The organism is Vibrio sp. QJM3NY_27, assembly GCF_057785955.1.
Genome location: NZ_CM173511.1, coordinates 1,546,979 through 1,569,324 on the forward strand (window position 1 = coordinate 1,546,979; position 22,346 = coordinate 1,569,324).

Annotated in this window: 22 protein-coding genes; 11 read left to right on the plus strand and 11 right to left on the minus strand. The window is 44.2% G+C overall.

Features of this window, described 5'->3' with window-relative positions; genetic code table 11:
* Positions 1-428 precede the first annotated feature (428 nt).
* From AC3CIA_RS06975 to AC3CIA_RS06990, 4 genes are read left to right on the plus strand one after another with little or no spacing between them, the layout of a single operon-like run.
* Positions 429-734: a c-type cytochrome gene (locus tag AC3CIA_RS06975; protein ID WP_004734857.1), complete on the plus strand. Its 306-nt coding sequence runs from the start codon at positions 429-431 to the stop codon at positions 732-734.
* Positions 731-1,957, plus strand: a complete 1,227-nt coding sequence (locus tag AC3CIA_RS06980) for a molybdopterin-dependent oxidoreductase (protein ID WP_065205387.1) — start codon at positions 731-733, stop codon at positions 1,955-1,957. The genes AC3CIA_RS06975 and AC3CIA_RS06980 overlap by 4 nt, the downstream gene beginning before the upstream one ends.
* Complete coding sequence (locus tag AC3CIA_RS06985; protein WP_054546469.1) at positions 1,957-2,460, plus strand: hypothetical protein; 504 nt, start codon at positions 1,957-1,959, stop codon at positions 2,458-2,460. The genes AC3CIA_RS06980 and AC3CIA_RS06985 overlap by 1 nt, the downstream gene beginning before the upstream one ends.
* Complete coding sequence (locus tag AC3CIA_RS06990) at positions 2,457-3,041, plus strand: c-type cytochrome (RefSeq protein WP_488518763.1); 585 nt, start codon at positions 2,457-2,459, stop codon at positions 3,039-3,041. The genes AC3CIA_RS06985 and AC3CIA_RS06990 overlap by 4 nt, the downstream gene beginning before the upstream one ends.
* 153 nt (positions 3,042-3,194) lie before the next feature.
* Here AC3CIA_RS06990 and AC3CIA_RS06995 read toward each other — a convergent pair whose 3' ends face one another.
* The gene (locus AC3CIA_RS06995) at positions 3,195-3,971 is read right to left on the minus strand and encodes a RelA/SpoT domain-containing protein (protein ID WP_017077978.1); all 777 of its coding nucleotides are present in this window, start codon (positions 3,969-3,971) and stop codon (positions 3,195-3,197) included.
* Between the two features lie 323 nt (positions 3,972-4,294).
* Here AC3CIA_RS06995 and AC3CIA_RS07000 point away from each other — a divergent pair, with 323 nt between their 5' ends.
* On the plus strand, positions 4,295-4,948 hold the full coding sequence (locus AC3CIA_RS07000) for a thiopurine S-methyltransferase (RefSeq protein ID WP_114633382.1): 654 nt from the start codon (positions 4,295-4,297) through the stop codon (positions 4,946-4,948).
* A gap of 194 nt (positions 4,949-5,142) precedes the next feature.
* Here the strand turns inward: AC3CIA_RS07000 and purT are convergent, their stop codons facing one another.
* From purT to sbcB, 5 genes are all read right to left on the minus strand, one after another.
* The gene (gene purT, locus AC3CIA_RS07005; protein ID WP_004734863.1) at positions 5,143-6,318 is read right to left on the minus strand and encodes a formate-dependent phosphoribosylglycinamide formyltransferase; all 1,176 of its coding nucleotides are present in this window, start codon (positions 6,316-6,318) and stop codon (positions 5,143-5,145) included.
* A 167-nt stretch (positions 6,319-6,485) separates the two neighbouring features.
* Positions 6,486-7,373, minus strand: coding sequence for a cytidine deaminase (gene cdd / locus AC3CIA_RS07010; protein ID WP_017086319.1), 888 nt, complete (start codon positions 7,371-7,373; stop codon positions 6,486-6,488).
* 357 nt (positions 7,374-7,730) lie between these two features.
* The gene (locus AC3CIA_RS07015; RefSeq protein WP_004734865.1) at positions 7,731-8,408 is read right to left on the minus strand and encodes an LrgB family protein; all 678 of its coding nucleotides are present in this window, start codon (positions 8,406-8,408) and stop codon (positions 7,731-7,733) included.
* 2 nt (positions 8,409-8,410) lie between these two features.
* Complete coding sequence (locus AC3CIA_RS07020; RefSeq protein WP_004734867.1) at positions 8,411-8,782, minus strand: CidA/LrgA family protein; 372 nt, start codon at positions 8,780-8,782, stop codon at positions 8,411-8,413.
* 25 nt (positions 8,783-8,807) lie between these two features.
* Positions 8,808-10,232: an exodeoxyribonuclease I gene (gene sbcB / locus AC3CIA_RS07025; protein WP_488518764.1), complete on the minus strand. Its 1,425-nt coding sequence runs from the start codon at positions 10,230-10,232 to the stop codon at positions 8,808-8,810.
* 1,023 nt (positions 10,233-11,255) lie between these two features.
* Between sbcB and AC3CIA_RS07030 the strand changes: the two genes are divergently transcribed.
* Genes AC3CIA_RS07030 through AC3CIA_RS07045 form a run of 4 tightly spaced genes read left to right on the plus strand, consistent with a single transcriptional unit; the run spans position 11,256 to position 15,373 of the window.
* Positions 11,256-11,690, plus strand: coding sequence for a DUF4402 domain-containing protein (locus AC3CIA_RS07030; RefSeq protein ID WP_004734871.1), 435 nt, complete (start codon positions 11,256-11,258; stop codon positions 11,688-11,690).
* A gap of 52 nt (positions 11,691-11,742) precedes the next feature.
* Entirely contained in the window at positions 11,743-12,180 is a 438-nt protein-coding gene (locus tag AC3CIA_RS07035; RefSeq protein WP_474355525.1) for a DUF4402 domain-containing protein, read from the plus strand.
* On the plus strand, positions 12,177-12,887 hold the full coding sequence (locus AC3CIA_RS07040) for a fimbrial biogenesis chaperone (protein WP_054546463.1): 711 nt from the start codon (positions 12,177-12,179) through the stop codon (positions 12,885-12,887). The genes AC3CIA_RS07035 and AC3CIA_RS07040 overlap by 4 nt, the downstream gene beginning before the upstream one ends.
* A 47-nt stretch (positions 12,888-12,934) precedes the next feature.
* Entirely contained in the window at positions 12,935-15,373 is a 2,439-nt protein-coding gene (locus AC3CIA_RS07045; RefSeq protein WP_488518765.1) for a carboxypeptidase-like regulatory domain-containing protein, read from the plus strand.
* A 15-nt stretch (positions 15,374-15,388) separates the two neighbouring features.
* Here the strand turns inward: AC3CIA_RS07045 and AC3CIA_RS07050 are convergent, their stop codons facing one another.
* Positions 15,389-16,237 carry a sterol desaturase family protein gene (locus AC3CIA_RS07050; protein WP_428783457.1) on the minus strand — a complete coding sequence of 283 codons (849 nt, stop codon included), beginning with the start codon at positions 16,235-16,237 and terminating at the stop codon, positions 15,389-15,391.
* An 87-nt stretch (positions 16,238-16,324) separates the two neighbouring features.
* Entirely contained in the window at positions 16,325-17,338 is a 1,014-nt protein-coding gene (locus AC3CIA_RS07055; protein ID WP_488518766.1) for a DUF2804 domain-containing protein, read from the minus strand.
* A 169-nt stretch (positions 17,339-17,507) separates the two neighbouring features.
* On the opposite strand from AC3CIA_RS07055, the gene AC3CIA_RS07060 reads away from it, so the two are divergent.
* Positions 17,508-18,542 carry an AraC family transcriptional regulator gene (locus tag AC3CIA_RS07060; protein ID WP_428783455.1) on the plus strand — a complete coding sequence of 345 codons (1,035 nt, stop codon included), beginning with the start codon at positions 17,508-17,510 and terminating at the stop codon, positions 18,540-18,542.
* A 4-nt stretch (positions 18,543-18,546) separates the two neighbouring features.
* Here the strand turns inward: AC3CIA_RS07060 and AC3CIA_RS07065 are convergent, their stop codons facing one another.
* Both AC3CIA_RS07065 and AC3CIA_RS07070 read right to left on the minus strand, forming a co-directional pair.
* The gene (locus AC3CIA_RS07065; RefSeq protein WP_428783653.1) at positions 18,547-19,497 is read right to left on the minus strand and encodes a chromosome partitioning protein ParA; all 951 of its coding nucleotides are present in this window, start codon (positions 19,495-19,497) and stop codon (positions 18,547-18,549) included.
* A gap of 39 nt (positions 19,498-19,536) precedes the next feature.
* Positions 19,537-20,871, minus strand: a complete 1,335-nt coding sequence (locus tag AC3CIA_RS07070) for a sphingomyelin phosphodiesterase (protein ID WP_428783454.1) — start codon at positions 20,869-20,871, stop codon at positions 19,537-19,539.
* A gap of 401 nt (positions 20,872-21,272) precedes the next feature.
* On the opposite strand from AC3CIA_RS07070, the gene AC3CIA_RS07075 reads away from it, so the two are divergent.
* A complete protein-coding gene (locus AC3CIA_RS07075; protein WP_004734880.1) occupies positions 21,273-21,794 on the plus strand; it encodes a DUF2058 domain-containing protein in 522 nt (173 codons plus the stop codon).
* A 281-nt stretch (positions 21,795-22,075) separates the two neighbouring features.
* Here AC3CIA_RS07075 and AC3CIA_RS07080 read toward each other — a convergent pair whose 3' ends face one another.
* Positions 22,076-22,258 carry a hypothetical protein gene (locus AC3CIA_RS07080; RefSeq protein WP_017077989.1) on the minus strand — a complete coding sequence of 61 codons (183 nt, stop codon included), beginning with the start codon at positions 22,256-22,258 and terminating at the stop codon, positions 22,076-22,078.
* Positions 22,259-22,346: the final 88 nt, after the last annotated feature.

Genomic DNA, 22,346 nt, shown 5'->3' on the forward strand with positions numbered 1-22,346 from the left:
TATCTATATCTATATCTATATCTATATCTATATCTATATCTATAGTTTACCAATTACCAATTACCAATTACCAATTACCAATTACCATCGCATGAGCTCTGTTTACGCCCGTCAAGCAGAGCTCTTATGTCTAGTTATTCTCCACAGTCGATCAATACCTGCCATTTCAGCTCAGTCATACAACTTTGTTCCCAGCACCTTATCTTGTCTCCATACATCGACGCCCGTCTTCATTTATTACCCGTACATTTAAAATGGACAGCTAGGCAGTATGTATTCAACGCACCTTATTTGTTTTTTAAATCCGTTCAGTGAAATTGAACAGAGGTTAAGTCTAATTGAATTTAAATCACCCGAATGATTTGCTGTAATGCGCTCAATAAACAGCCAGTTAATCTATTTTGTTGATCTAAATCTAAGGAGAAGCTTTGCGTAAGTCCGCTTTAGCTTTGATGTTACTCTTTTTATCGACTGTCGCTTCGGCAGCGGAGTACCAGCAACTCGCCAATATGTGCATTGCTTGTCATGGCAGTAACAACGACACCTCGTTTCCCTCTATCCCTAACCTTAAGTGGCAAAACCAAGTCTACCTTACTGAGCAACTGACTGACTTTAAAAGTGGTAAGCGTGAGGACAAAACGATGTCCAAAGTCGCACAGCTATTGTCAGAAGAAGACATCAAGAAGCTAGCCAATTACTTTTACCAACTAAATAACACAGGGTCACCGCAATGAGTTTAGATAGAAGACAGTTCCTTAAAGCCGCGCTTTCAGCAACCGCAGTATCTGCATTGCCGGTGTCGTGGGTATTTGCCGCGAATCGACCTGAAGGTTTAGCTGCACTGGACATCAATGCATTAACGTGGGCAAAAGCAGAAGATCTACCGGATTACTACACCGTTTTAAATACCAACCCTTTGAATGCGTATCCGCCAGAAAGTATGCTTGCGCCTGCTGTGACTCCTGCAGATGTTCCTTTTGTTCGTTGGAATGGCTTGATGCCAGATTTTACGGAGATGGACCCAGATACTTGGACCTTCGAGGTGAAAGGTGAATCGGTAAAGCAAAGCAAAACCTATACGATCGCAGAGTTGAAATCTAAGTTTAAACATCACACACAAAGCCTTGTGTTGGAGTGTGGTGGTAACAGCCGTAATAACTTCTATCCAAGCACTAAAGGCAATCAATGGAGCAATGCTGGCGTCTATTGTTCACAGTGGACAGGTGTGTTGCTGAGTGATGTGCTTAAAGACTGTGGAATTAAAGATGATGCGGTTTACGTCGGTAACCATGGCTTTGATAAGCACTTGAGTGGCAAAGGTGAGGCGATTTCACGTGGCGTTCCTATTGCAGCGGCGATGAACGATAACGCCTTAATTGCATGGGAAATGAATGGCGAGCCGATCCCTTATCTTCATGGTTACCCGCTACGAACGGTATTTGGCGGCCGACCGGCTTCTGTTTCTCAGAAATGCACGACTGGCATCAGTATTCGAAATAAGATCCATGATGGGCACAAGATGGCGGCTCCTGCTTATCAAGTGCCTAAGAACCCAATCGCTCCGGGTGAGAAAGTGGATAACAAAGATTTCCGAATCATTGAAGAGATGATCGTTAAATCGTTAATTACTTCGCCAAAGAGTGGCACTGAGTTTACGTTAGGTAAGAAGGTCAAAGTCAGTGGTCATGCTTGGGCTGGCTTGAGAACCGTTGAGAAGCTGCAAGTGAGTTACGATTACGGTACTACTTGGCATGATGCGAAGCTGAACAAGCCAGTAAATAAGGGCGCGTGGCAACAGTGGGAAGCTGATTTAGACCTTCCTACGATTGGTTATTACGAGATCTGGGCAAAGGCAACCGACAGTGAAGGCGATAGCCAGCCAGTCGTACAACCGCAATGGAACCCTAAAGGTTATCTGTTCAATGGTTGTCACCGTATTGCTGTAAGAGTGTCGTGATGCTGTCTATTTCCAATAAGCCTATTGATGGCAGTTCTAAACTTACCAATTTGGTTGATGGCCACTCATTTCATGCAGACTCAACTCCTGCCAGCAAGCGCAGTTACCGTAAAGGCATAATGAGAGCGGCATTAGTGTGTAGTTTGTTAACGTCGATGCTTGTTCATGCTGATGAAGTTCCAGAGAATCCGAAAGAGTATTACGGCGTAGACAAAACGTCGGGTCTGATTATGGCACCCGGTTGGGAGACCGTGAAAGGGCAATGTAACGCCTGCCATACTAGCTTAATCGTTGCTCAGAATAGCGGTAACCGAGAGCAATGGCGTGAAACCATTCAATGGATGGTCGACACTCAAGGGCTGTGGGATCTATCTGATACTTGGGATCCGGTATTGGATTACCTCAGTACTTACTATCAAGACAAAGGCATCGATATGAACAAGTATCGTCGTAAGCCTATTGATAGCGCCTTGATGCCACCTATGCCGGGAGACATCCTATGATCATCAATCGATTAAAGCGGACCTCTCTTACGAATGGAATTGCTGCGAATGGAGCTGTTGTTATTAGAGCTGTAGTTAATAGAGCTGTTGCAAATACAGTTATTGCGACAGCCGCTGCTACAGTAGTTTTGTCGCTGTCTGCGTGTACTGATGAAAAGCAGAGCACTGAAGATAAAGTTGCCTCGCGAGTCGAATCATTGGGCATGGAGTCGGAACCAGCGCCGAAGCTTAAAGCGGAAGCTAAAACTGAGGTTGAAACTCTTGTCGATAGCAAGGTAATCACTGACGATTACATTCCGAGCTTAGTTGCAGGTGAAAAGTTGGTTCAGAATCTATGTAGTCAGTGTCATGGTGACAAGATCATTCCCTTCGTACAATCTTATCCAAACATCAAAGGTCAGAAAGCAGGGTATATTCTTAAGCAGCTGCGCAATTTTAAAAGCGATGAGCGCCAAGATTTGTACATGCAGTCGGTGGTGAAACACCTTTCGGATGAAGACTTACAAGATGCGGCGGCGTTTTATAGCACGTTGAAGCCATTGGATTTATACAATCGCACTAAAGAGTATTATCACCAATAGGTGAGGCTTTCTGGGAAGTTGGTTAAGTAGGTTTTTACGAGATTCGATAGGTAAAACAGTAGATAGCGATAGGTAAAAAAGTAAATAAAACAAAGGGCTGCGATTATGCGGCCCTTTGTCGTTGTTGTTTGTGATAAGCGTTTATGCCATTGGTTAAGCCGCTTTGATGTGCGTGGTAATGTAAGGTTGCCATGCTTGTTGATAAAGCTCTAAAGATTGGCGTCTTAAGCTATTAATTTGTGCCGCTTCAATGTCATTGATAGGACGTTGTTCTGCAATTGCGTGACGCTCAATGCCTTGGATGATTTCGTAAAGCTCGTGCTCAGGGCCACTTTTCACATCAGCAATCGCTTTTAAGTGAAGTTGAACCTCTGCAATGATGTTGGTCTTTGGCAAACGAACCAACAAGTTAAGGTCACGGTAACCAGAGTCGGCTGGTGATTTAAACTTGTTTTTCAGCTTAACAACGTCTGCTTCACGGCTTAGCGCTTCGTAAACTTCAACCAAGCTCTCTACATCGTTCGCGATGATAGTTGCACGGGCTAAGTCCGTAATTTTTGTCACATCACCATCAAGCTCAAGGGCGATTTTTTCTTCTGCACGAGCTTGAGATTTAACGCCAGCAAATAACGCTTCAGAATTGGTGAGTAGGGCAGTACTTTTACAGATAGTTTCTAGTTCAGCTTGGCCTTGATGCGCTTTGCTGTACAGAATATCGAAGTCGGTGTAAGGCTGAGTCGGGCGTGAGTCGAAGGCTTTGATGCCGTAAAGGCCGCTCAAACTATGACGGAATACGTTTGATGAAACTTGGTTTTGCGCAGGGGTGCGCGTTTGATCAGTCGAACTTGTTGAAACAGGTGCTGCTGCGAATGCAGGCGCTCGGCTCAATACCAATAGCATTAGGGCCGTCGTACGGAGAAATACACTCATTCAAACTCCAAAATACAAGGTTACAAAAACGGGTAGTCAAAAGGGGTAACCAGTAACGCATAAGAGTAAAAACAGCTTAACTAAACTCACTACATATTAAATGGGGCTAGCTAAGACAGAAACCAACTCTAACGTTTAATATTGCTTTAAAATGTGAAGATATAGACAAATAATCCAACCGTTAGTTCCGCAATTATCAGAACTTTGAACTTAGCCAGTTTCTGATTTTATCGAAACCAATGTGGTACTTTAAACCAAGCTAAGGTTGCTCTTACCTCTCTATACTGTACCCTTGTATTATGATTGTTTAACATGAACGAAAGATGAATAATCCTGAATTTTGGCACAATAAATGGGCAGCCAACCAAATTGGTTTCCACCTCGAAGATGTAAACCCACTTCTGATTAAATTTTGGGAAAAGACTGAGCCTAGCTATGAGAAGAGTGTGTTTGTTCCACTTTGTGGCAAAAGTGAAGATCTGATTTGGCTAGCTTCAAAGCATGAAGATGTTCAAGGTGTCGAGTTAAGCCAGATAGCGGTTCGCGCATTTTTTGCAGAGCACCTTTACACCCCGACTGTGACTCAAATCAGTGGTCAGCACGAGCTGTATCAATTTGATGAACTGAACATCTACACGGGTGATTACTTCTCAGCGCCAATCCAGCCTGTCGATACCATTTATGATCGCGCGTCTTTAGTCGCATTGCCTGAAGAGATGCGAGTGCAGTATGTAGAGCGTTTGAAACAACGACTGAAACCGGGTGGTAAGATCCTTCTAGTAACTCTGGATTACGACCAAAACGAGATGGCAGGGCCTCCGTTTAGCGTACCTAAACTAGAGATTGATCAGTTGTTCGCGGGATACAAAATCACATTGTTGAATCAAGATATTGCAGACGATGAACATCCGAAGATTGCCAAAAAAGGCTTGTCTCGATTTAGTGAAGAAGTGTACTTGATTGAGTCAGACGCTTAAGCGCAGTGAACTCTCTAGCGAAAAAACCGCTTCAATAAAAAAGATAACACCAACAAAAAGACGGGCTCGATAGCCCGTCTTTTTTATTGTTCAGATTTGAAGTCGTGATTGTTCAGATGCGAGAACGTAATGGTTCAGATCTGAGTTAGTCGTTACCAATTAGTAGTCATTAGCTAGAAAATGGTAATTAACAGCTAGTAAATCACTTTTACTTTAGACGCGCTCTCAATTGCATCTTCAATCGCTGTCTCAGTGCTGTTGCGACGAGTAAGTGCCACACCTAGACGACGGCGACCATCGATATCAGGCTTACCAAACAAGCGAACTTGCGTCTGTGGTGCGTCTAGCGCCTCTGTAAGACCTTCAAAACGAATGTTGGTTGAAGTGCCTTGGCCTAGAATAACCGCTGATGCACACGGGCCGTATTGCGTGATGGATTTGATCGGCATACCAGTAAAGGCGCGTACGTGCAGTGCGAATTCCGATGAGTCTTGAGACATAAGAGTCACTAAGCCAGTATCGTGTGGGCGAGGGGATACTTCATTGAAGATCACGTGGTCGCCTTTAACGAACAGTTCAACACCAAAGATGCCGTGACCGCCGAGTGCGTTAACGACTTGCTCAGCCGTGTATTGCGCCGCTTTAAGTGCGTTGTCTGACATCACTTGTGGCTGCCATGATTCACGGTAATCACCATCTTCTTGGCGGTGACCGATAGGCGCACAGAAATGCACACCGTCGACAGCGCGAACGGTAAGTAGCGTAATTTCGTAATCAAAGTCGATGAAGCCTTCAACGATTACGCGACCCGCGCCAGTACGACCGCCTTCTTGTGCGTAGTCCCAAGACTTTTGAATGTCTTCTTCTGTTTTGATAACGCTTTGGCCTTTACCTGAAGAGCTCATTACTGGCTTAACAACGCAAGGCATGCCCACGAATTCAACAGCGGCAGCGAAGTCTTCAAAGGTGTCTGCAAAGCGGTAAGGAGAAGTGCTCAGTTTTAGTTCTTCTGCAGCTAGGCGACGGATACCTTCGCGGTTCATCGTTAGCTTCGTCGCATTTGCAGTGGGAACGACATTTAAGCCTTGAGCTTCTAGCTCTACCAACTTGCTGGTGGCAATAGCTTCAATTTCAGGAACCACATAATCTGGTTTTTCAAGTTCAATGACTGCTTGCAGTGCATCGCCGTCTAACATGTCTAATACATGGCTACGATGTGCAACTTGCATCGCGGGTGCGTCTGCGTAACGGTCACATGCAATAACTTCCAAGCCTAAACGTTGGCACTCGATAGCAACTTCTTTGCCGAGTTCACCTGAACCTAATAGAAGTACACGAGTAGCATTTTCACGAGTAGCAGTACCAAACATAGAAATTCCTTCCGATCTTTTGAGCGATTGATTGAAAACGGGGTGATCATACTTATTTCAATGATAAAAGCAAACGTTTGCGCAAGTTGTTGCGTTAATTACAGGTATAAAAAAAGCAGCCCCGTTAAATAGGGCTGCTTATTTAAAATTTTGTTAATTAGATGTACTTAGATTGCTAAGTAAGTCACTGGAATGTCGGGATTAATCGCTTCTAATGTAGATTGCGTATCCGCTAGGTGGCTGATGCTACCTTCGGCAATTTCAACCAACGCTGCACTTTCAATCTGTTCAAAATCGAAGCCAGCCAGTTTAAGTTGAATCAACGCCACTTGTAGAGGTGGTAAGCTCGGGTTGAACGCTGCGTTTTCAGCGTAAGCACCGGTGAAAACCTCACCCGACGTCAATTGCAGTGAAACACCACTTAGGTTTTTGGTGTATGGAGCATGGCTGCGGTTTAGTGCTGCTAGCGCTTCTACAACAATAGGCGTTGTTTCTTCAGTCGTGTGCTTATGATCAAGCTTAGTCATTAGGCCAGTCGTCACACCTAAATCAGCAGGGCCGAATGAGTCTGGCAGGTATTCTTGCAGAGACATTTCATCACGTTGTGGCAGCTGAACCTTAAGCTCTTTCGCTGTGGTCAGTTCGTTCATGAATTGACGACAGTGACCACAAGGGCTGAAATTGATTGTGATATCAGAGATACCTTGTTCGCCTTTCATCCAAGCGTGGCTGATTGCAGATTGCTCGGCGTGTACTGTTTGGCCAAGTTGAGCACCAGCGATTTCAAGGTTTGCACCAAAATACAGAGTGCCAGACAAACCACGCACGATTGCACCAACATAAAAGTCAGATAGCGGAGCGTAAGAATAGGCTGCGGCAAAAGGAAGTAGCGCAATACGTAGCTCGTCATCCGCTAAACCACTTGCTTGCAGTAGGCTAGCAAATTGTTCTGGAGACAATGTCGCGTCAAAGTTGTCTGCTAATACGATGTCACTCAAAAGTGCTTTGATTGCTGTTGGAGCACTTTCCAGCGCCAGGGTAATACGACTGTTCATGTTGAATCCTTAATTGACCTTAGGCTTTAATTCTATGCAATGCTCAGGAATTTTCTGTGACTTTGATCACTACTGCGTTGTTGCTGTTACATTGGTTTGCATAATTAGAGTGAGGTCACAGATGAAATCGATTGCAAGAGTAAAAACTACCATTGATATCGCACTTATTGCTTGAAATTGAGTTTGGTTTGTCACGTATTGATGAATAAATGAGAGAAAAAAGCCCAAGCTATCACTGAAATAATCAGGTTATGCTTGGGCTTATTGATATCTGTAACGCTTAAAAGTCGCGAACCAGTGAGTTTAGTTATTTACCAACTCATCGATTAGAGCGCGTATAAACTGTAATCAAAGTGGTTAAGAATAGAACCAAACCACGAGCGAAAATATACTCGGTGCAATGATTGAGGTGATAACCCCACAAAGAACCAATGCCAACGAACTGAATGCAGCATCTTCCTGATTCTTTTCAGCACATGTCGCAGTACCTAAAGCGTGAGACACGGTACCCATGGTTAAACCACGCGCGATAGGGCTCTTAATACCAATGAGATTGTAGATTGGGTAAGCAAAGATTGCCCCAAATAGACCAACAATCAATACCAGTATTGCCGCAATCGCTGCTTCACCACCTAAATGGCTCGACACTTCCATAGCAATTGGCGTGGTGACTGACTTACCTAATAAACTCGCAATCAAAGTTAAGTCCGCTTTAAAAGCCACTGCGATTAATGCTGTCGTTGTCATCGACATAACACTACCTAGCGTGCAAGCAAAGGTGATGATGCGCCAGTTGGCTCTGATTTGAGGTAGCTGTTCGTAAAGCGGATAAGCAAGGGCAACAACCGCAGGCTGCAGCATGTAGGTAATCCAGGTGTTGTCTGCATAGTAAGTCTCAAATGGTACTTTGAAGAACGTGAGTATCGGAATGATGATACCAATGCTGATCAGCAGAGGATTACACAGCGGTGAGTTCACTTTTTGACTTACCCAGCGAGCAAACAGGAATACCACGATGGTGAGTAGAATCCACATGATCAGTTACCTCTCGAAAGCAAGCGGTCTAAAAACCATGATAAGGACACCAACACCAGCAACGTGCCACCAACGGCGCTCGCCATAATTGGCAATGCGTTCGCGATGAGCATGTCGAAGTGATCCATCAACCCAACACTGATCGGAACAAACAGTAAGATCATTAGGCGGATAATCAAGCTTGCACCGGGTTGTACCCAGTGCGAAGGAACAATACCAATCACCATGGCGGCAAACAGAATCAACATGCCAAAAATACTGCCTGGGATTGAGGTATCCAAAAAGTGCTGTAACGCGTTACCTGCTGTAAGTGCACCTATGATTAAGGTGAAGGAGATTAAGCAGTAAACCAGCTGGATCAATCTTTCTTTCAAAGTGTTACGTCTCTTGATAATGGAATTAGCTAGCTAACTTTTCTACGTACTGATAAACCGACTTCAAGATAGCCATTTTCTTCTCGTCGCTTTCATGTTCATGCGCGAGGTTTTCAAGGTTGAGCATGTACTCTTCTAAACGGCTCTCATAAAATTCACGACAATGGTTCGCCCATTTCAATTGCTCAGTTTCGTCGAGCGTCCATGGGAAATGTCGAGCGCGGTAACGGAACAGTAACGGTTTAATACGTTCATCACCGAAGGTGATGTCTAAAGCTGCCAAGTTATTTGGGTCAGTTTCGCGAATGATATTCATCGCTGTTTTATCAGCAGGTGAAAAGAAACCGTCGTAAAGGTGTGTATCAACATCATCACTCTTTTCGTACTCTCGTTCTTGTGAGTACAAGCCGATCAGTTTTTCGCGGATCTCTGGGTGTTCGCGCAGCAATGCCAAGTTCTTCAAGCATTGTTGGCGATCAATACCGATGGTTTCGGCATTTTCAGCCGTCAGCGTTTTCGCTGGAGCAAGAATAGGGCACTTGTTCAGTTGAACCAATTTGATTGGTACGGGTAGCTCGTCTTCTCCCAGTTCACTGCGTTTGGTGTAGAGTCTGTCTCTGAGTTCATCAGCGTCCAGTTCTAACAGTGGGCTTGGATCTTTGGCTAAATCAACCACGATAACGGCATTTTGATTGGTTGGGTGCCAAGCCATAGGCACAATCCAACTTGTGTAGTTGCAGTCACGGCCAAACATGCCCGAAACGTGCATCAATGGTGTCATGTTTACAATATCAACCAGGTCATTCAGCTTACGCTTATGACGCATGTTGTAAAGGTAATCGAACATCTTAGGTTGTGCAGCTTTCAGCTTCTTCGCTAACTCGATGGTCGCAACAACATCTGCCATCGCATCGTGCGCGTTCTCATGTTCAATGCCGTTTGCCACAGATAGGTGTTCCAGTTTGAAGCTTGGATAACCTTCTTCGTTCTCTGGCCAAACAATGCCTTCAGGGCGCAGTGCGTGAACAGCGCGCATTACATCTAATAGATCCCAACGTGAGTTGCCGTTCTGCCAGCTCCACGCATATGGGTCGATGAAGTTTCGGTAGCAGGTGTAACGCGTTACCTCGTCATCGAATCGAATACTGTTGTAGCCAAGGCTTGTGGTATTTGGTTTCGCCAACTCAGCATGGATCTTTGCGATAAACTCTGGTTCAGGAAGACCTTGTGAAGCCGCTTTTTGTGGTGTGATGCGGGTGATCAGTGCAGCTTCAGGCGCAGGGAGATAATCAGCAGGAGGTTGGCAATAGATAACCAGAGGCTCTCCAATAACATTGAAATCTTGGTCGGTACGAACACCCGCAAACTGACTCGGACGGTCTTTTGCTGGGCTAACGCCCCACGTTTCGTAATCGAAAAAGAAGTAGGTCGGCTGATTATCTGAACTCATTGAATTTCCTGAACAGCAAGCGCGGAACGTTTACTGTGGCTGAAGGTTAGTTTTGTTCAGTATCTGATAGTATGCGGTACGCGTGCAACCCAGATCACAAATAAATTGCCGGAAAACGGTGCTTTACTATTCAATCGAGTCGGTGGGGAAGGTTTTGAATCCAATTGTGGCTTTTCTATGGTCACAATTCTGCCTGTGTACCTCTTTTTTACCTATCTTTTCACCTTAGCTGTTGTAAGGCGATGAGTCGGGTTTGAGGTTTACCGCGAATGAGTTTGTTTGTCTTGTACTCTAAAGCTGTGTGATTAGAAACATCTCGTTGTTTTTTGACTGGTGGCTAATCGGCTGTACCTGAGGCTAATTCGCTGTGCTTGTGTCTAAACCGCAGCGCAGATGTCTAAACCGTAGCACAGATGTTTAAACTGCTTCACTTGCCTGTCTTGGCTCTGTCCAATCAAGGTGTTTTTCGCAATACAATCCTCTTAGATTTAATTAATTTTCGGTATTTATGATTGTCGGGGTTAATTTTACTGGAGTGTTATGTTTGTCTCATTGTTAATACTTTCTATAATCCGTGTTTGAATTGGATATAAATAAAGCTCTAATATTTCATTTTCATTACAATTTATTTTAATTGTCAGTATGTTTCATTTTTGAGACTGTATTGCAACACGGTGATCTATATAGTAATTAACCTGAATATAATAAGGGTTTATTCTTGTTCTTTATTTTAGGGTTGTTCTAATTAAGGTATTTTATAGAAATAATTACGTACAAAAATAAAGGAATTAAGTGTAAAACCAGTTTTATATATAATTGGTGAAAATGATTCAATACCATTATTATTGTTAGTGTTATTTATATCAATTTGCGTGATCTTATTCTCACTGCGCCTCATTTCTTTATAAATAAGTGTCAATATATATATTTTCTAAATAGGATTGTTGTTACTTAATTGTTAACTTTGATTGACTATTAGGTAACCCTAATAATAAAGCCGATTTTATATAAAGGATTAAAGAAATGAACAAAGTCTTTAAGGTTGTTGCTGTATCTGCACTTTCTATCTCTTCAGCGAACGTTTTCGCTGTGAGTGACACTTTTGATGCAACACTAGAAGTAAAACAAGCAATTACAATGACAAAAACAAGTGATCTTGACTTCGGTATCATCACTTCAGACAACACAACGGACGTTGTTATCGCTCAAGGTGATGCTGGAGCTGCGGCATTTACTCTTTCTGGAGAATCTGGTGATGCAGTAACAGTAAGTATTTCTGATACTAACTTGGTTAACGGCGTAAATACGATTGCAGCTGAATTCGACTTTAATAACGCTATTACTCTTACCGGTGGTACTGCGGCTCTTAATATTGGTGGTACTGCACGTACTTCAAGTGCGACATTAGTTGCTGGTACATATACTGCTAACGTTGCAGTAGATGTTACTTACCAGTAATTAAATGAAACCAGTGTAATATTGTGGCTGCTATAAAGCAGCCGCTTTTACTATGAGTGTTCTATTCAAATACGCAATTTATATTGGTCTGATGATTTACTCCAGCCCTTTTCATGCGCTAGAAATTATTCCTGAGAATATGGAAGTGAAATTTCCGGGCATGTATATCTCTGGGTCGGGCCAGAATGCGGATTCAAACCCATCCAATAGTCAGGTTTATGTGGTTCGTTTTTATGTTGAAGGTGAGCCTGGTAAAAAAATCGTGGTTTCTCTCCCTTCCAAGCAATATCTAAACCATTCTCGTCAATCCAAACGCCTGCGTATTAGAAAGTTCTATTTTGGTTGTGGCTTATCAAAGCGTGGTAGAGCCAAAATCAAAGGGAATGGAAGAAGCAAATTATTGTGTATTGGTGCCAAAGTGAAAATCGGCGCTAACCACCCAGCAGGTCTTTACACCAGTACAATCCCTTTTGAGGTTAATTATAAATGAAGTTGTTTATCTCATGTGTTCTCGGCTTAATCTTCACAACACAAGCCTATGCTCAGTTACTCATCGCACCGACTCGTTTTGTGCTGGATGCCGACACTTCGGTGACTGAAAAAATCGTCGTCGAAAACAATTCAGATCAACCGATTCGCTTGGAGATAAAACCGATTTATCGCCCGGTAAAGGCGAGTGGCTTAGTTCGAACTGACGCTAATATCGCGCAATCAGAAGATATCGCGAGTTGGATTAAAGTGTCACCACCAATAATTCGTGAACTTAAACCCAATCAAAGACGCACGGTTCGCTTACGTATGAATGCTTTACCTGCTGACATGGCTGATGGTGAATATCGTGCTTACTTGTGGTTTTCTCCAATAGCAAAAGCTACAGAGCTATCAGACATTGCGTTGTCTTCAAGTAAAACCAACAGTGATGGTTCAGCCTTTCAACTGAACTTTCACATCAACAGTTATGTACCCGTTTATGTTCAGAAAGGTGAGCAGGTGCAAGATGTTAAGTTTGCGTGTGACAACCAAAGCATCAAGATTCGCAACGATGGTAACTTTCAATTTACTGCGAAATTGAATGTTGATGAGCATAGCGAAAAAGTGGTGCTACTACGTAATTCTGAATTAACCAAGGCTTTTCCTAAAGACTCAAAGATCTCACTGGTTCAGAACGAACAGCCCCTGTACGAATGTGTTCTGTAGTGCTCGTTTCATTGAAGCGAACTCTGTAAAAGCCAGTGTTCAATTGCATGGTTTGGCGACTTTTGTTGCTCGCTTCACTGTTTCCTTTTGGTGCGTATTCGCAATCTAAAGCAGAAAGTGAGGCGAGTGAACTCTATCCAGCCCATGTTGAAGTTCGAGTCGGGAAAGTGGGGGATAGCTTTTATCGTGTCATGATGGATGACTACGAAGAACCCTTCATTTCGATATCCAATGCCGCTTTTTATCTGCTCGAAATGAATGGTCAGTGTGATGAAAGCGGATATTGCGAACTGTATTTGCCTCAAGATGTGGGAAGAGAATCTCCTCCGTACATTTTAGATACCGAACAAGCCATTTGTTATCGCGATGACAACAATATCCAGTCGATCAAATATCAAGTCATCGACTCAGAAACTTACATTCACTGGTACAGCTTACAAGTTTGTATCCCGGCAAAAGTGCGTTGGGATATTGATGATTATCGGCTCACCGTTACTCCAGAATTCAGTTCATTGACTGAACTGGAAGCCGCTATTTCTAAGATGAAAAATGAATCACGTAAGAAGGCCGAGGATCTCAAGCGAGCTGAAAGCACGCCAGCTTTCGAACCTGTTGCCGCTGTGGGTTTGGCGACTCGCTTAGCGACTTCGGTTTATCACGACAGTGAAACTGGCGGTGATGTTTACGCAATCTCAGACACCATATTAAGCACTGAACACTCTTTGTCTCGCTTGTCGATTGATTCACGAGAAGATAACCCCATCGTTTATTACAACATTGCGGTAGAAGCTCATGACGGTGAAGGCTCTTTGGAAGTCGGCCATGTGTTATTAGATGGCAGCGTATTTACCGTGAATCAAACCCTCGAAGATGGGCTCTATTACACCAACCGAAAGCGACAGACAGAGTTCGGCAACCTTCAACTCGAACGAACTACTCAACCTAATATCAGCATCGATGTTTTAGTCAATGGCATTTATCAAACCACTTATCGCTCTGATGAGTTTGGACGCTTCGTGGTTGAAGAAGATAATATTTCCCCAGGTGACACCATCAAGTTTCGCTACTACTTATCGAAAGGTGTCTGGCAGGAAGAAGAGATCACCGTCGCCGGTTTAGAAGATGCATTTCTGCCAAGCAACGAGTGGGGTGTGCAAGTGGTGGGCAATGAAGGTGCAGACCGAGCTGGCGCTGTGTCGCTCGAATATGGGCTTGCCGATTACTTCACTGTGGGTAGTGCCTTTATGAGGCAAAATGGCAAAGACTTGATTGGCGTTCAAGGACGATACTTACCGGCGCATTGGTTCGCGGGTCATATCGGTTGGTTACCTGAGTTCAATCGCTTTCCAATGGAGTTTGATATCTTGATCAACGGCGATCAGTCGGCATCGATAGAGCTCAATAAAACCGATGAATTGGACTTAGAGTCGATGGAGTACGATGTGTTCAAATACAGCCTGTCGCTTGCCAATCTAACGGCCTTTTTAACGGTAAGGGATGATGAAGATGAGTTGAGCGTTGAACCCAAGTTGAACTCGAAAGTGGCTCGTAATCTGTTTGTCTCATACGCCGGTGACTATCGATACACCAAAGCTTCTCATCAAGAAGACTATCTACACACGATTGGCTTGGCCAAAAGCGGTTTCTCAGATACGTCGTGGAATATTTCTGGAACCGTTGATGGCTCTGGTCATCATGAACGAACAGAATTATCCCTAAGGAATGCCTGTAAAGAGTGCCTGCTAGATCCTCTAGAGGTTTTTCAAGAGCTCACGACGAACGTATCGGCTCGCTATCAAAAGCAGGAGGTTTCGTTTTCCGCCTCTTTAGAAGCTCGAGTGAACCCTTATTTACTCTTTAAGCTAGAAGGAACCGAAGACCGATACGGTGTCGAGATGACGACAGAATTCGGTGCTAAAACTTACTTTGATGAAAGCATTGGTGAGTTTGTTGAGTGGAATCGATACAACCATTCTAAGCTGACGGGCGTTGTCTACGATCACCACAAACAACCCATACAAGGCGTAAGCCTACAAATCTTGGACCAACGAGCGGTCAGCGATGCAAAAGGCCGATTTGAATTCTCAAGTGTTCCGGCTCGAGATAATCTACCTATCTATATCGATGAAGGGGCACTCGACCTTAACCTCACGCCGATTCAAAACCCTGTGTTTGTAAACACTAAGCAAGTCGGGCTAACTCATGCTCACATCGAAATGGTGGTGTCATTTGGCGTCGATGGCACAGTGGAAGGCGATCTAGAAAACAGTGCTTATCTGCACTTTAAACATATCCAGAAAGGCACCGAGTATTCGAGCGAGATTGAGAGCGATGGCTTTTACATGGTAGAGGGGCTCATCGCGGGCAAATACATTGTGACTTTAGAAATGGGCGACAAGCGATACGTGCAAGGTGCCGACTTGGACGGCGATTTCTGGGTAAGCGACCTCACATTCAACCTCATTGATTTTCATAAGGTGTACTAAATCCGATCGTTTTGATTAGTCTGAAGGAGGCGACAGTATCAATCGCACTTTTTGTTTCATGGTTAGCTCTCGGTTCTTCAAATCTTTGATTATGGCCTTCCATTCTTGAAAGGTGACCACTATCGGGTTAAAACTGTTTATTGGCTTGGTGACGCCGTAACGTACTGTTTCAACTTCCGGTTCGAACGTACCAAACAACTTATCCCAAATGATCAAAACGCCGGCGTAGTTCTTATCTATGTATTGCGGGTTTTTGCCGTGATGCACACGGTGGTGTGATGGGGTGTTAAAGATGTATTCAAGTGGTCCCAAGCTTCGTATCCATTGTGTATGGACAAAGAATTGCAAACCAAGGTTGAGAAGCACCACAAAGATGACCCATTTAGGGTCGAAGCCTATGATGACGAGCGGTACCCAAAATAACCACATGCCTGCGAATGGGTACATCAAACTCTGACGGAAAGCCGTACTGAAGTTCATCTGTTCTGAACTGTGGTGCGCGACGTGCGCGGCCCACATCCAGCGAACACGATGGCTTGCTCTATGGAACCAATAATAGAAAAAGTCTTGTAACACCATCAATACAACAAAACTCAGCACGCCCATGTCGATGTCCATTAAGTGCCAACCGAACATCCAAAGATACAGCTGCACGACCAATAACCCGGTGAGTAAATCGGAGAGTTGATGCATTCCCGCAAGCGTGAAGTTACACATCACCTCTGAAAGTTTATAGCTGGAGTTATCTGGTAGTCGACCTTGTTTCTGACCGATAAAATACTCAGCCAACATGCACACCACGAACAAGGGCGCTAATACCAACAATAGCAATTCTGGGTGATTGATTAATGCGTCGATATTCATGTTTTATCCTTGTTGAGTCGCCATACGCGTTCTTAGTATCAAATTTGCTTAGACTTGATCGTCTGAGATTCAGTTAGCAGAATTTCGCTACCAGCGTGCAAAGTGATCTTCTGTTAGACCAAGAGCACCATCGAGTTGATGTGTCACTCCATTGTTGTCTTCAATCGAGCCAGAAAAATGACCAATGAACTGACGAAAGTTACTCTTTAACAGCCATAAATTGAGCTTTTCGCTGCGGTTATTAAGGGGCATAAAGGCCAGGTTTATACGTCCATCTTGTGATGTTATCTGCCAAGGCAAGTTCGTGTCTTGGCGACTGAACGTAAACTGTACCGAGTTAAGCAAGTGTCTGGTTCCATTGACCCATAACACGTTTTCGCAGCCTCCGGTTTCATTCACGCCCGCCGCGAGGTTTAGGCCAATATCTGTGCCATTGGATTGCGTGTTGATGCTTGCCCAGCGCCAACTGGTTTCACGTCTCATGTAGCCCGCTGAAAAGTCATAACCGGCACGAGCTTGTTCGAGAACGAGTGATTCTCCCTTGATTTGGATTTCACCGCTGATGCGCAAAGCATTGTGCTTTTGGGTGTAAGTCCAACCTGAATAACCCGTTGGGCTGCACATCGCCAAGGGCAAGCTGTCGGCTTCAGGTTCTAAAGCGATATCGGCCTTGATGAGTTTGGTATTCAAGCGAACTTGCCATTGCCCGCCTTCAATATTAAAGGTGATGCTTTGGCCTGCAATGTTTGTCGTGCCGTCAAATGGCGAAGCGGTAACTTGTTTATCAAACCCTAATAGCCTCAACCAAGATGACTCTTCTAGATGGTTGTTTTCAATATCGTACAGATAACAAAATGCCGAGCCCAAGTAGCGAATATCCGCGATTGCCACGCCGATAACGTGCGTTTCGGTGACGATGCTGACAAATTGAAATTGCTTGTAGTGGAAGTGCTTCTGCCAAGGACCTGCTTTTGAATCCATCGAGTTTCGGTAGTCAAAGTTCTCGATGTTCAGTTGTTTTGGGATGCCATCGAAATGTCCAATGATCGGCTGACCATTAGAATCAATCAAACTGTGTGGGGCAGGGTTCGTTTTTATCATTGCGATGGTTCACATAAATTTAACAATTAAAGCCATTGTGCGATGAGTAGCGTAGAATTGGGAGGTCATATTCGGACAAGAGCGCGTTACCAATCACGATTTTGTCAGTAGTGTTGTTGAAGCTGAGTAGTCATGTTGATGGGAATGGGCTCGATATAAGGAGAGACGATTGGAGATTATCGCGGAGTATAAGCCGACCGGACATCGGCATCAGTTGGGGACATTAGATATCGCGCTGCTGTTGAATACGTTAGAGCAACGAGGTATCGATATTGAAAGGTTACTCAATGATGTGGGTTTGCAGAACATGGATTGGCGAGACCCGAATGGAAAGCTGACTTACGCTGATAAACTTGCGTTATTTAGCGCGGCTAATCAGAGTTTTCCTCACGATGGTCTAGGGCTTTGGTTGGGCGAACACGCTAGCTTGAGCCACTTTGGTGTGTTGGGTTATGCGCTATCGACCAGTCAAAATGTCGGGGAGGCCATCAAGTCGGGCTTTAAATATCTGCGCCTGAACGGTCCTATTTTCTCGGTTAAATTGTTTCTAGATTCCGAGCAAGCAGTGATTCAGATTGAGAACACCTTAGAAGTGGGTGATCTCCTTCCTTTCTGCAGTGAATATTTCTTGAGTTCAATCGTCTCTTTGTTCAAAGAACTGACTGGTCACGAGTTGGATATTCATACTTTGGCTTTGCCTTATGCTCGCCCCAATTACACCAAGCTTTATGACAACCGCATCCAGTGCCCGGTGATTTTTGAACAAAACCATTGTGAACTGCGTTTTGATGCTTCTGTTTTGTCACAAACCTTATTGACTCATGATGCCGCGACACTGAAGCGCTATCTCGCGTCTTGCCAGTCGATAGTGGAAACGTTGGACTCGGAACATTTGTTGACTAACCAGATCAAAACGATCTTTTATCAAACTGCAGGTAGCTTCCCGAATATTGAACAACTCGCAGAAGAGTTTGGTTGTAGCTCTCGTACGCTCAGGAGAGAGCTAGTGACCAACGACTCCAGCTATCAATTATTGCTTACCGAAGTTCGAGTGGAACTGGCCAAAGAGCTGTTACTCGGCACAACCATGAGCATTGATGACATCGGTGAAAGGCTCGGTTATAGCGATCCTGCAAACTTCAGAAGGGCGTTTAAAGGGTGGCTCAATAAAACGCCTGCGCAGTTCCGTAACGGTTTAAGTTAAAGCGTTACTTGCTAAAAAACTGCTCCCTGAAATCGGATACTTGCTGCTGATAGTAACTGTCCCAATCTTGTTGAGTCCAAGTGGCATAACTTGAGGAACGCTGAGAGCCTAAGATCGCTTTGAGCTGATCCAGTTGCTCGTGGTAAGTCATCACTGTTTGTTGCTGTTGCGCGACTTGTTGTTCTCGTGCGGTAATGTTATTGGCCTCAGTTTCATTTAAGTAGGTCTCTTGAAGGTCCGCTTTGACTGATACTATCTCAGCAGGGCTATAGCTGCTGGGTATCAAAGAGACTGCCAATTCATATTTTTGAAGCTGTGTTTCGGCGTTTAACGTGTCCGTATTGTTTTGCCATTCACTAAGCAAACCTTGATAGTTGGCCAAAAACTGGCTCGCTTCGTTTTCTTTAAGGGTGTTTGCGTCGAGCGTAAAATCTAGATGCGCAAACTGGTCTGCGAATAGCTGGTGGGCCAACTCTCCCCATACTTGCTGTGCAGATTGCTTGAATAGGGCAACACGCTCTTCAAGAGTTTCTATGGATTCTAGTGGGATAGTGCTTTGGGTTAATTGCCAGTCGACTGATAGCTGCGGATAGTCGCTCAGTAACTCAAACCATATACTCGGCAACTCTGATTTCAATCGTGCGAGTTGCTCAGTGCAGTCATCGCGTTGTTTGCAAAGCGCCCAGAACCCATCGAGTTCATCGAATAGAGCTTTACCTTCAAGTTCGCTTAAGTTTTCAACATGCGTTTCTCCGCCCGATGATTCTGCTTCGGCTTGTTTGTTCTGCGATGCTGTATTTTCCGAACTGGCGGTTGCAGTTGGTGTGGAATTATCGTCAACAGTTGTCGTAGGAACACGCGGCTTAGCTTCTGTGTGTTGAGCAGAAGATAGCGGCGTTTCGTTCGTTTTTGATGACCACGAATAGCCAATAATGCTCGCCGTTAAGACGAGCATTATGATTAATATAACTCGATGCATTATGGGTTCACCGAGTTACTTGATGACAGCGCTAACAGGGAAGTGGTCTGAAAGGTTGTAGTGCTTCCATAACTCACTGCTTGTTGAACGAGGAACATCAACGCGGTTATTGTTGTGAGTTTTTTGTGCGTACTCCGAACTCACCACTACGTAATCCAAGTATTCGACGTTTTCCCCGCCAGACATAGGTTCGCCCGCAAAGTTGTTGATGCGAGGATCAAAGGTGGAAGCGGTATAACCTGAATACTCAGGCTCAGCGGCTTGCAGGTTAGCGAACATCTGTTGGTAGTCGCCTGGGAACTTCAGCTTGTTCACGTTGAAGTCACCGCTGTACACCACAGTTTCTGATGCAGGGATATTCAGAGACTGCGCCAGTGCACGCATCTGCTTGAATTGACGTTGTCGGTAGTCGCGAGCGGTGTCCGTATCGAATGATGCCGTGTGGGTGCCGAATACATGGTAAGCCTGACCATTCTTGATGACCTCAGCGTAATTCACGCCCTTATCAGCGAAACAATCTGTGCCTGTACAATCAGGGAACACGTATTGCGCTTCGTTGACAATAGGGTAGCGGCTGACAATGACCACGCCACCGTCATAGATGTTAATCCCATCTTTATCGAGCATTTTGGTTTGGTACGGGTACTCTTTTGCAAGTTCACGCAAGAATTCATCTCTGCCGTTAGCAAACACCTCTTGTAGCGCCAATACGTCGTAGCCTTTTACATATTGAGGGAGAAGATCGTAGCGGTCACCAATATGCGAAGCGATGGCAGGCAGCGCCCAGATGTTATAGGTCATGACTTTGAGTGTCTTGGCATCCGGCTCTGGTTGCTCATCTACTTTGGGTGGGGTGATGGTGTAATAAATATCATCGTAGCGCGCCGTAGAATCGGCTTTAAGTGCAAGCTCTGCATTGACCCCGAATGCATCGGTTGTGCTGCGATGAATATTACGATCGTCATGCAGCGTTAGGTTGACGTCTGCGGCACTTAAACCATGTTGCAGTGTCGAGTTGTACCAATGACCTTTCATGGTTTGGTTGAGCGTGACACTTTCTCCCACAGCGTTCGATACTACAGTGTCAAACTCGTAGGTCTTCCCAGACTTCACACCAGTCCAGCGATTGAAACTGATCAGCTTCTTCGTCTCCCAAGGGCCAATCTGTTCAACATGCTGTTGCCACTCATCACCGAATTGAAGCTGGTCGGTACCTGTGTGATTGGTTTGAATCGTCATTACTTGGCTAGTGTTATTGGTCAGGTACACATCGGTATCTGCAATAGCCGAGGTTGAAATGAATGAAGCTGATGCAAGTAATGCACTCAGGCAAGTCCATTGAGTTTTCATTTTCACGTTATCCTTACTGATTGGTTTAAAGAATAACGTAGTAAAGAGTTATGACATTGGAGTTATAACTCTATCAGAATTATCCAAATATTAGATATATGCCATGGTTTTATAAATTCGATTACTCATTGATAATTAACATATTGCTTTATCGGAATGACAAGTGATACGCGCGCACGCTAAAAAATAGAGGAAGGATTTGGGTTTGAGGGTAAGTCACTAGTGGTTGTTTTCGTGGAAATCATAGGTCGGTAAATAACCAGAAATGGATGCTGTGAATCACGATAAGGAATAACGCTAACCGCCTTGCTCTATCAGCAAAAATTTTGCCATTGTTCAGTAAACAGATTCCTCAAAAACAGGTATGATAGTGTCGTTTTTAATCCTGAACTGGGAAAGTCATGGCAAAGTTAACACTCCAAGAGCAAATGCTTAAAGCTGGCTTGGTAAATGAGAAAAAATTAAAGAAGGCGAAGAAGGGCTCTAAAAAGTCTCGCGTTCAGTCTCGTGAAGCAAAAGCGGCAGCAGAAGAAACTAAACTGGCGCAGCAAGCGAAAGACAAAGAGTTAAACCAACAGTTGAAAGAACAGCAGTTGAGCAAAGAAATTAAAGCTCAAGTGAAGCAACTGATTGAGATGAACAAGATCGAACAGAAGAACGGTGAGATCAAATACAACTTCACCGATGGTACGCTAGTTAAATACCTTTACGTAGAAGACCTGACTCAAAAGCAACTAAGTAAAGGTATTCTAAGTATCGCGCGTCAAGGCGAAAGCTATGTTGTTATTCCTACTGCGGTAGCGAACAAGATCGCGATGCGTGACGAAGAATCTATCGTTGATACTCAAGCTTCAAGCTCTGATGAAGTAGACGAAGATGATCCGTACAAAGACTTCGTGATCCCAGATGATCTAATGTGGTAGTCCTCGACTAAATCACTATCTAATTCGTCAATTACTTGTGGCGTGAAGAAGTATTAAAAGCCCCGATGTGTCTTGCATCGGGGCTTTTTCAATGTTGGCAACTGCATAGAATTATTTACGGGCTCATCTGAACCGGTCATGTCTCTATATTTGAGAAATAATTCATTGCCAGTGTTTCACTTACGACCGCTTTACTGGTAAGTAGCCAAGTAGCCAAGTAGCCAAGTAGCCAAGTAGCCAAGTAGCTAAGTAGGTAGGTTACCTACTAAGGCTTTGGCCAGCTAATCGGCAACAATGTCTGCGATGTCGAAAGTTGAGTCTTGTTGGTTGTTTTTAAGTTGATGATATTCTAGCTGATATTGCTCATAGCCATCAAAATAGCAGTCGCCGATTTCATTGCGTGGGCAAATTTGTACATCGTCTCTTGCGACCAGTTCAGTTGAACAAGATGGGCAATGTTTCATAGATCCTCCTGATGGAATCCCAGTGTATAACCGACTCCATTAACTCAAACTTTTGTTTCGTTGTGATTTCATTTTTAAGTCAAGTAGC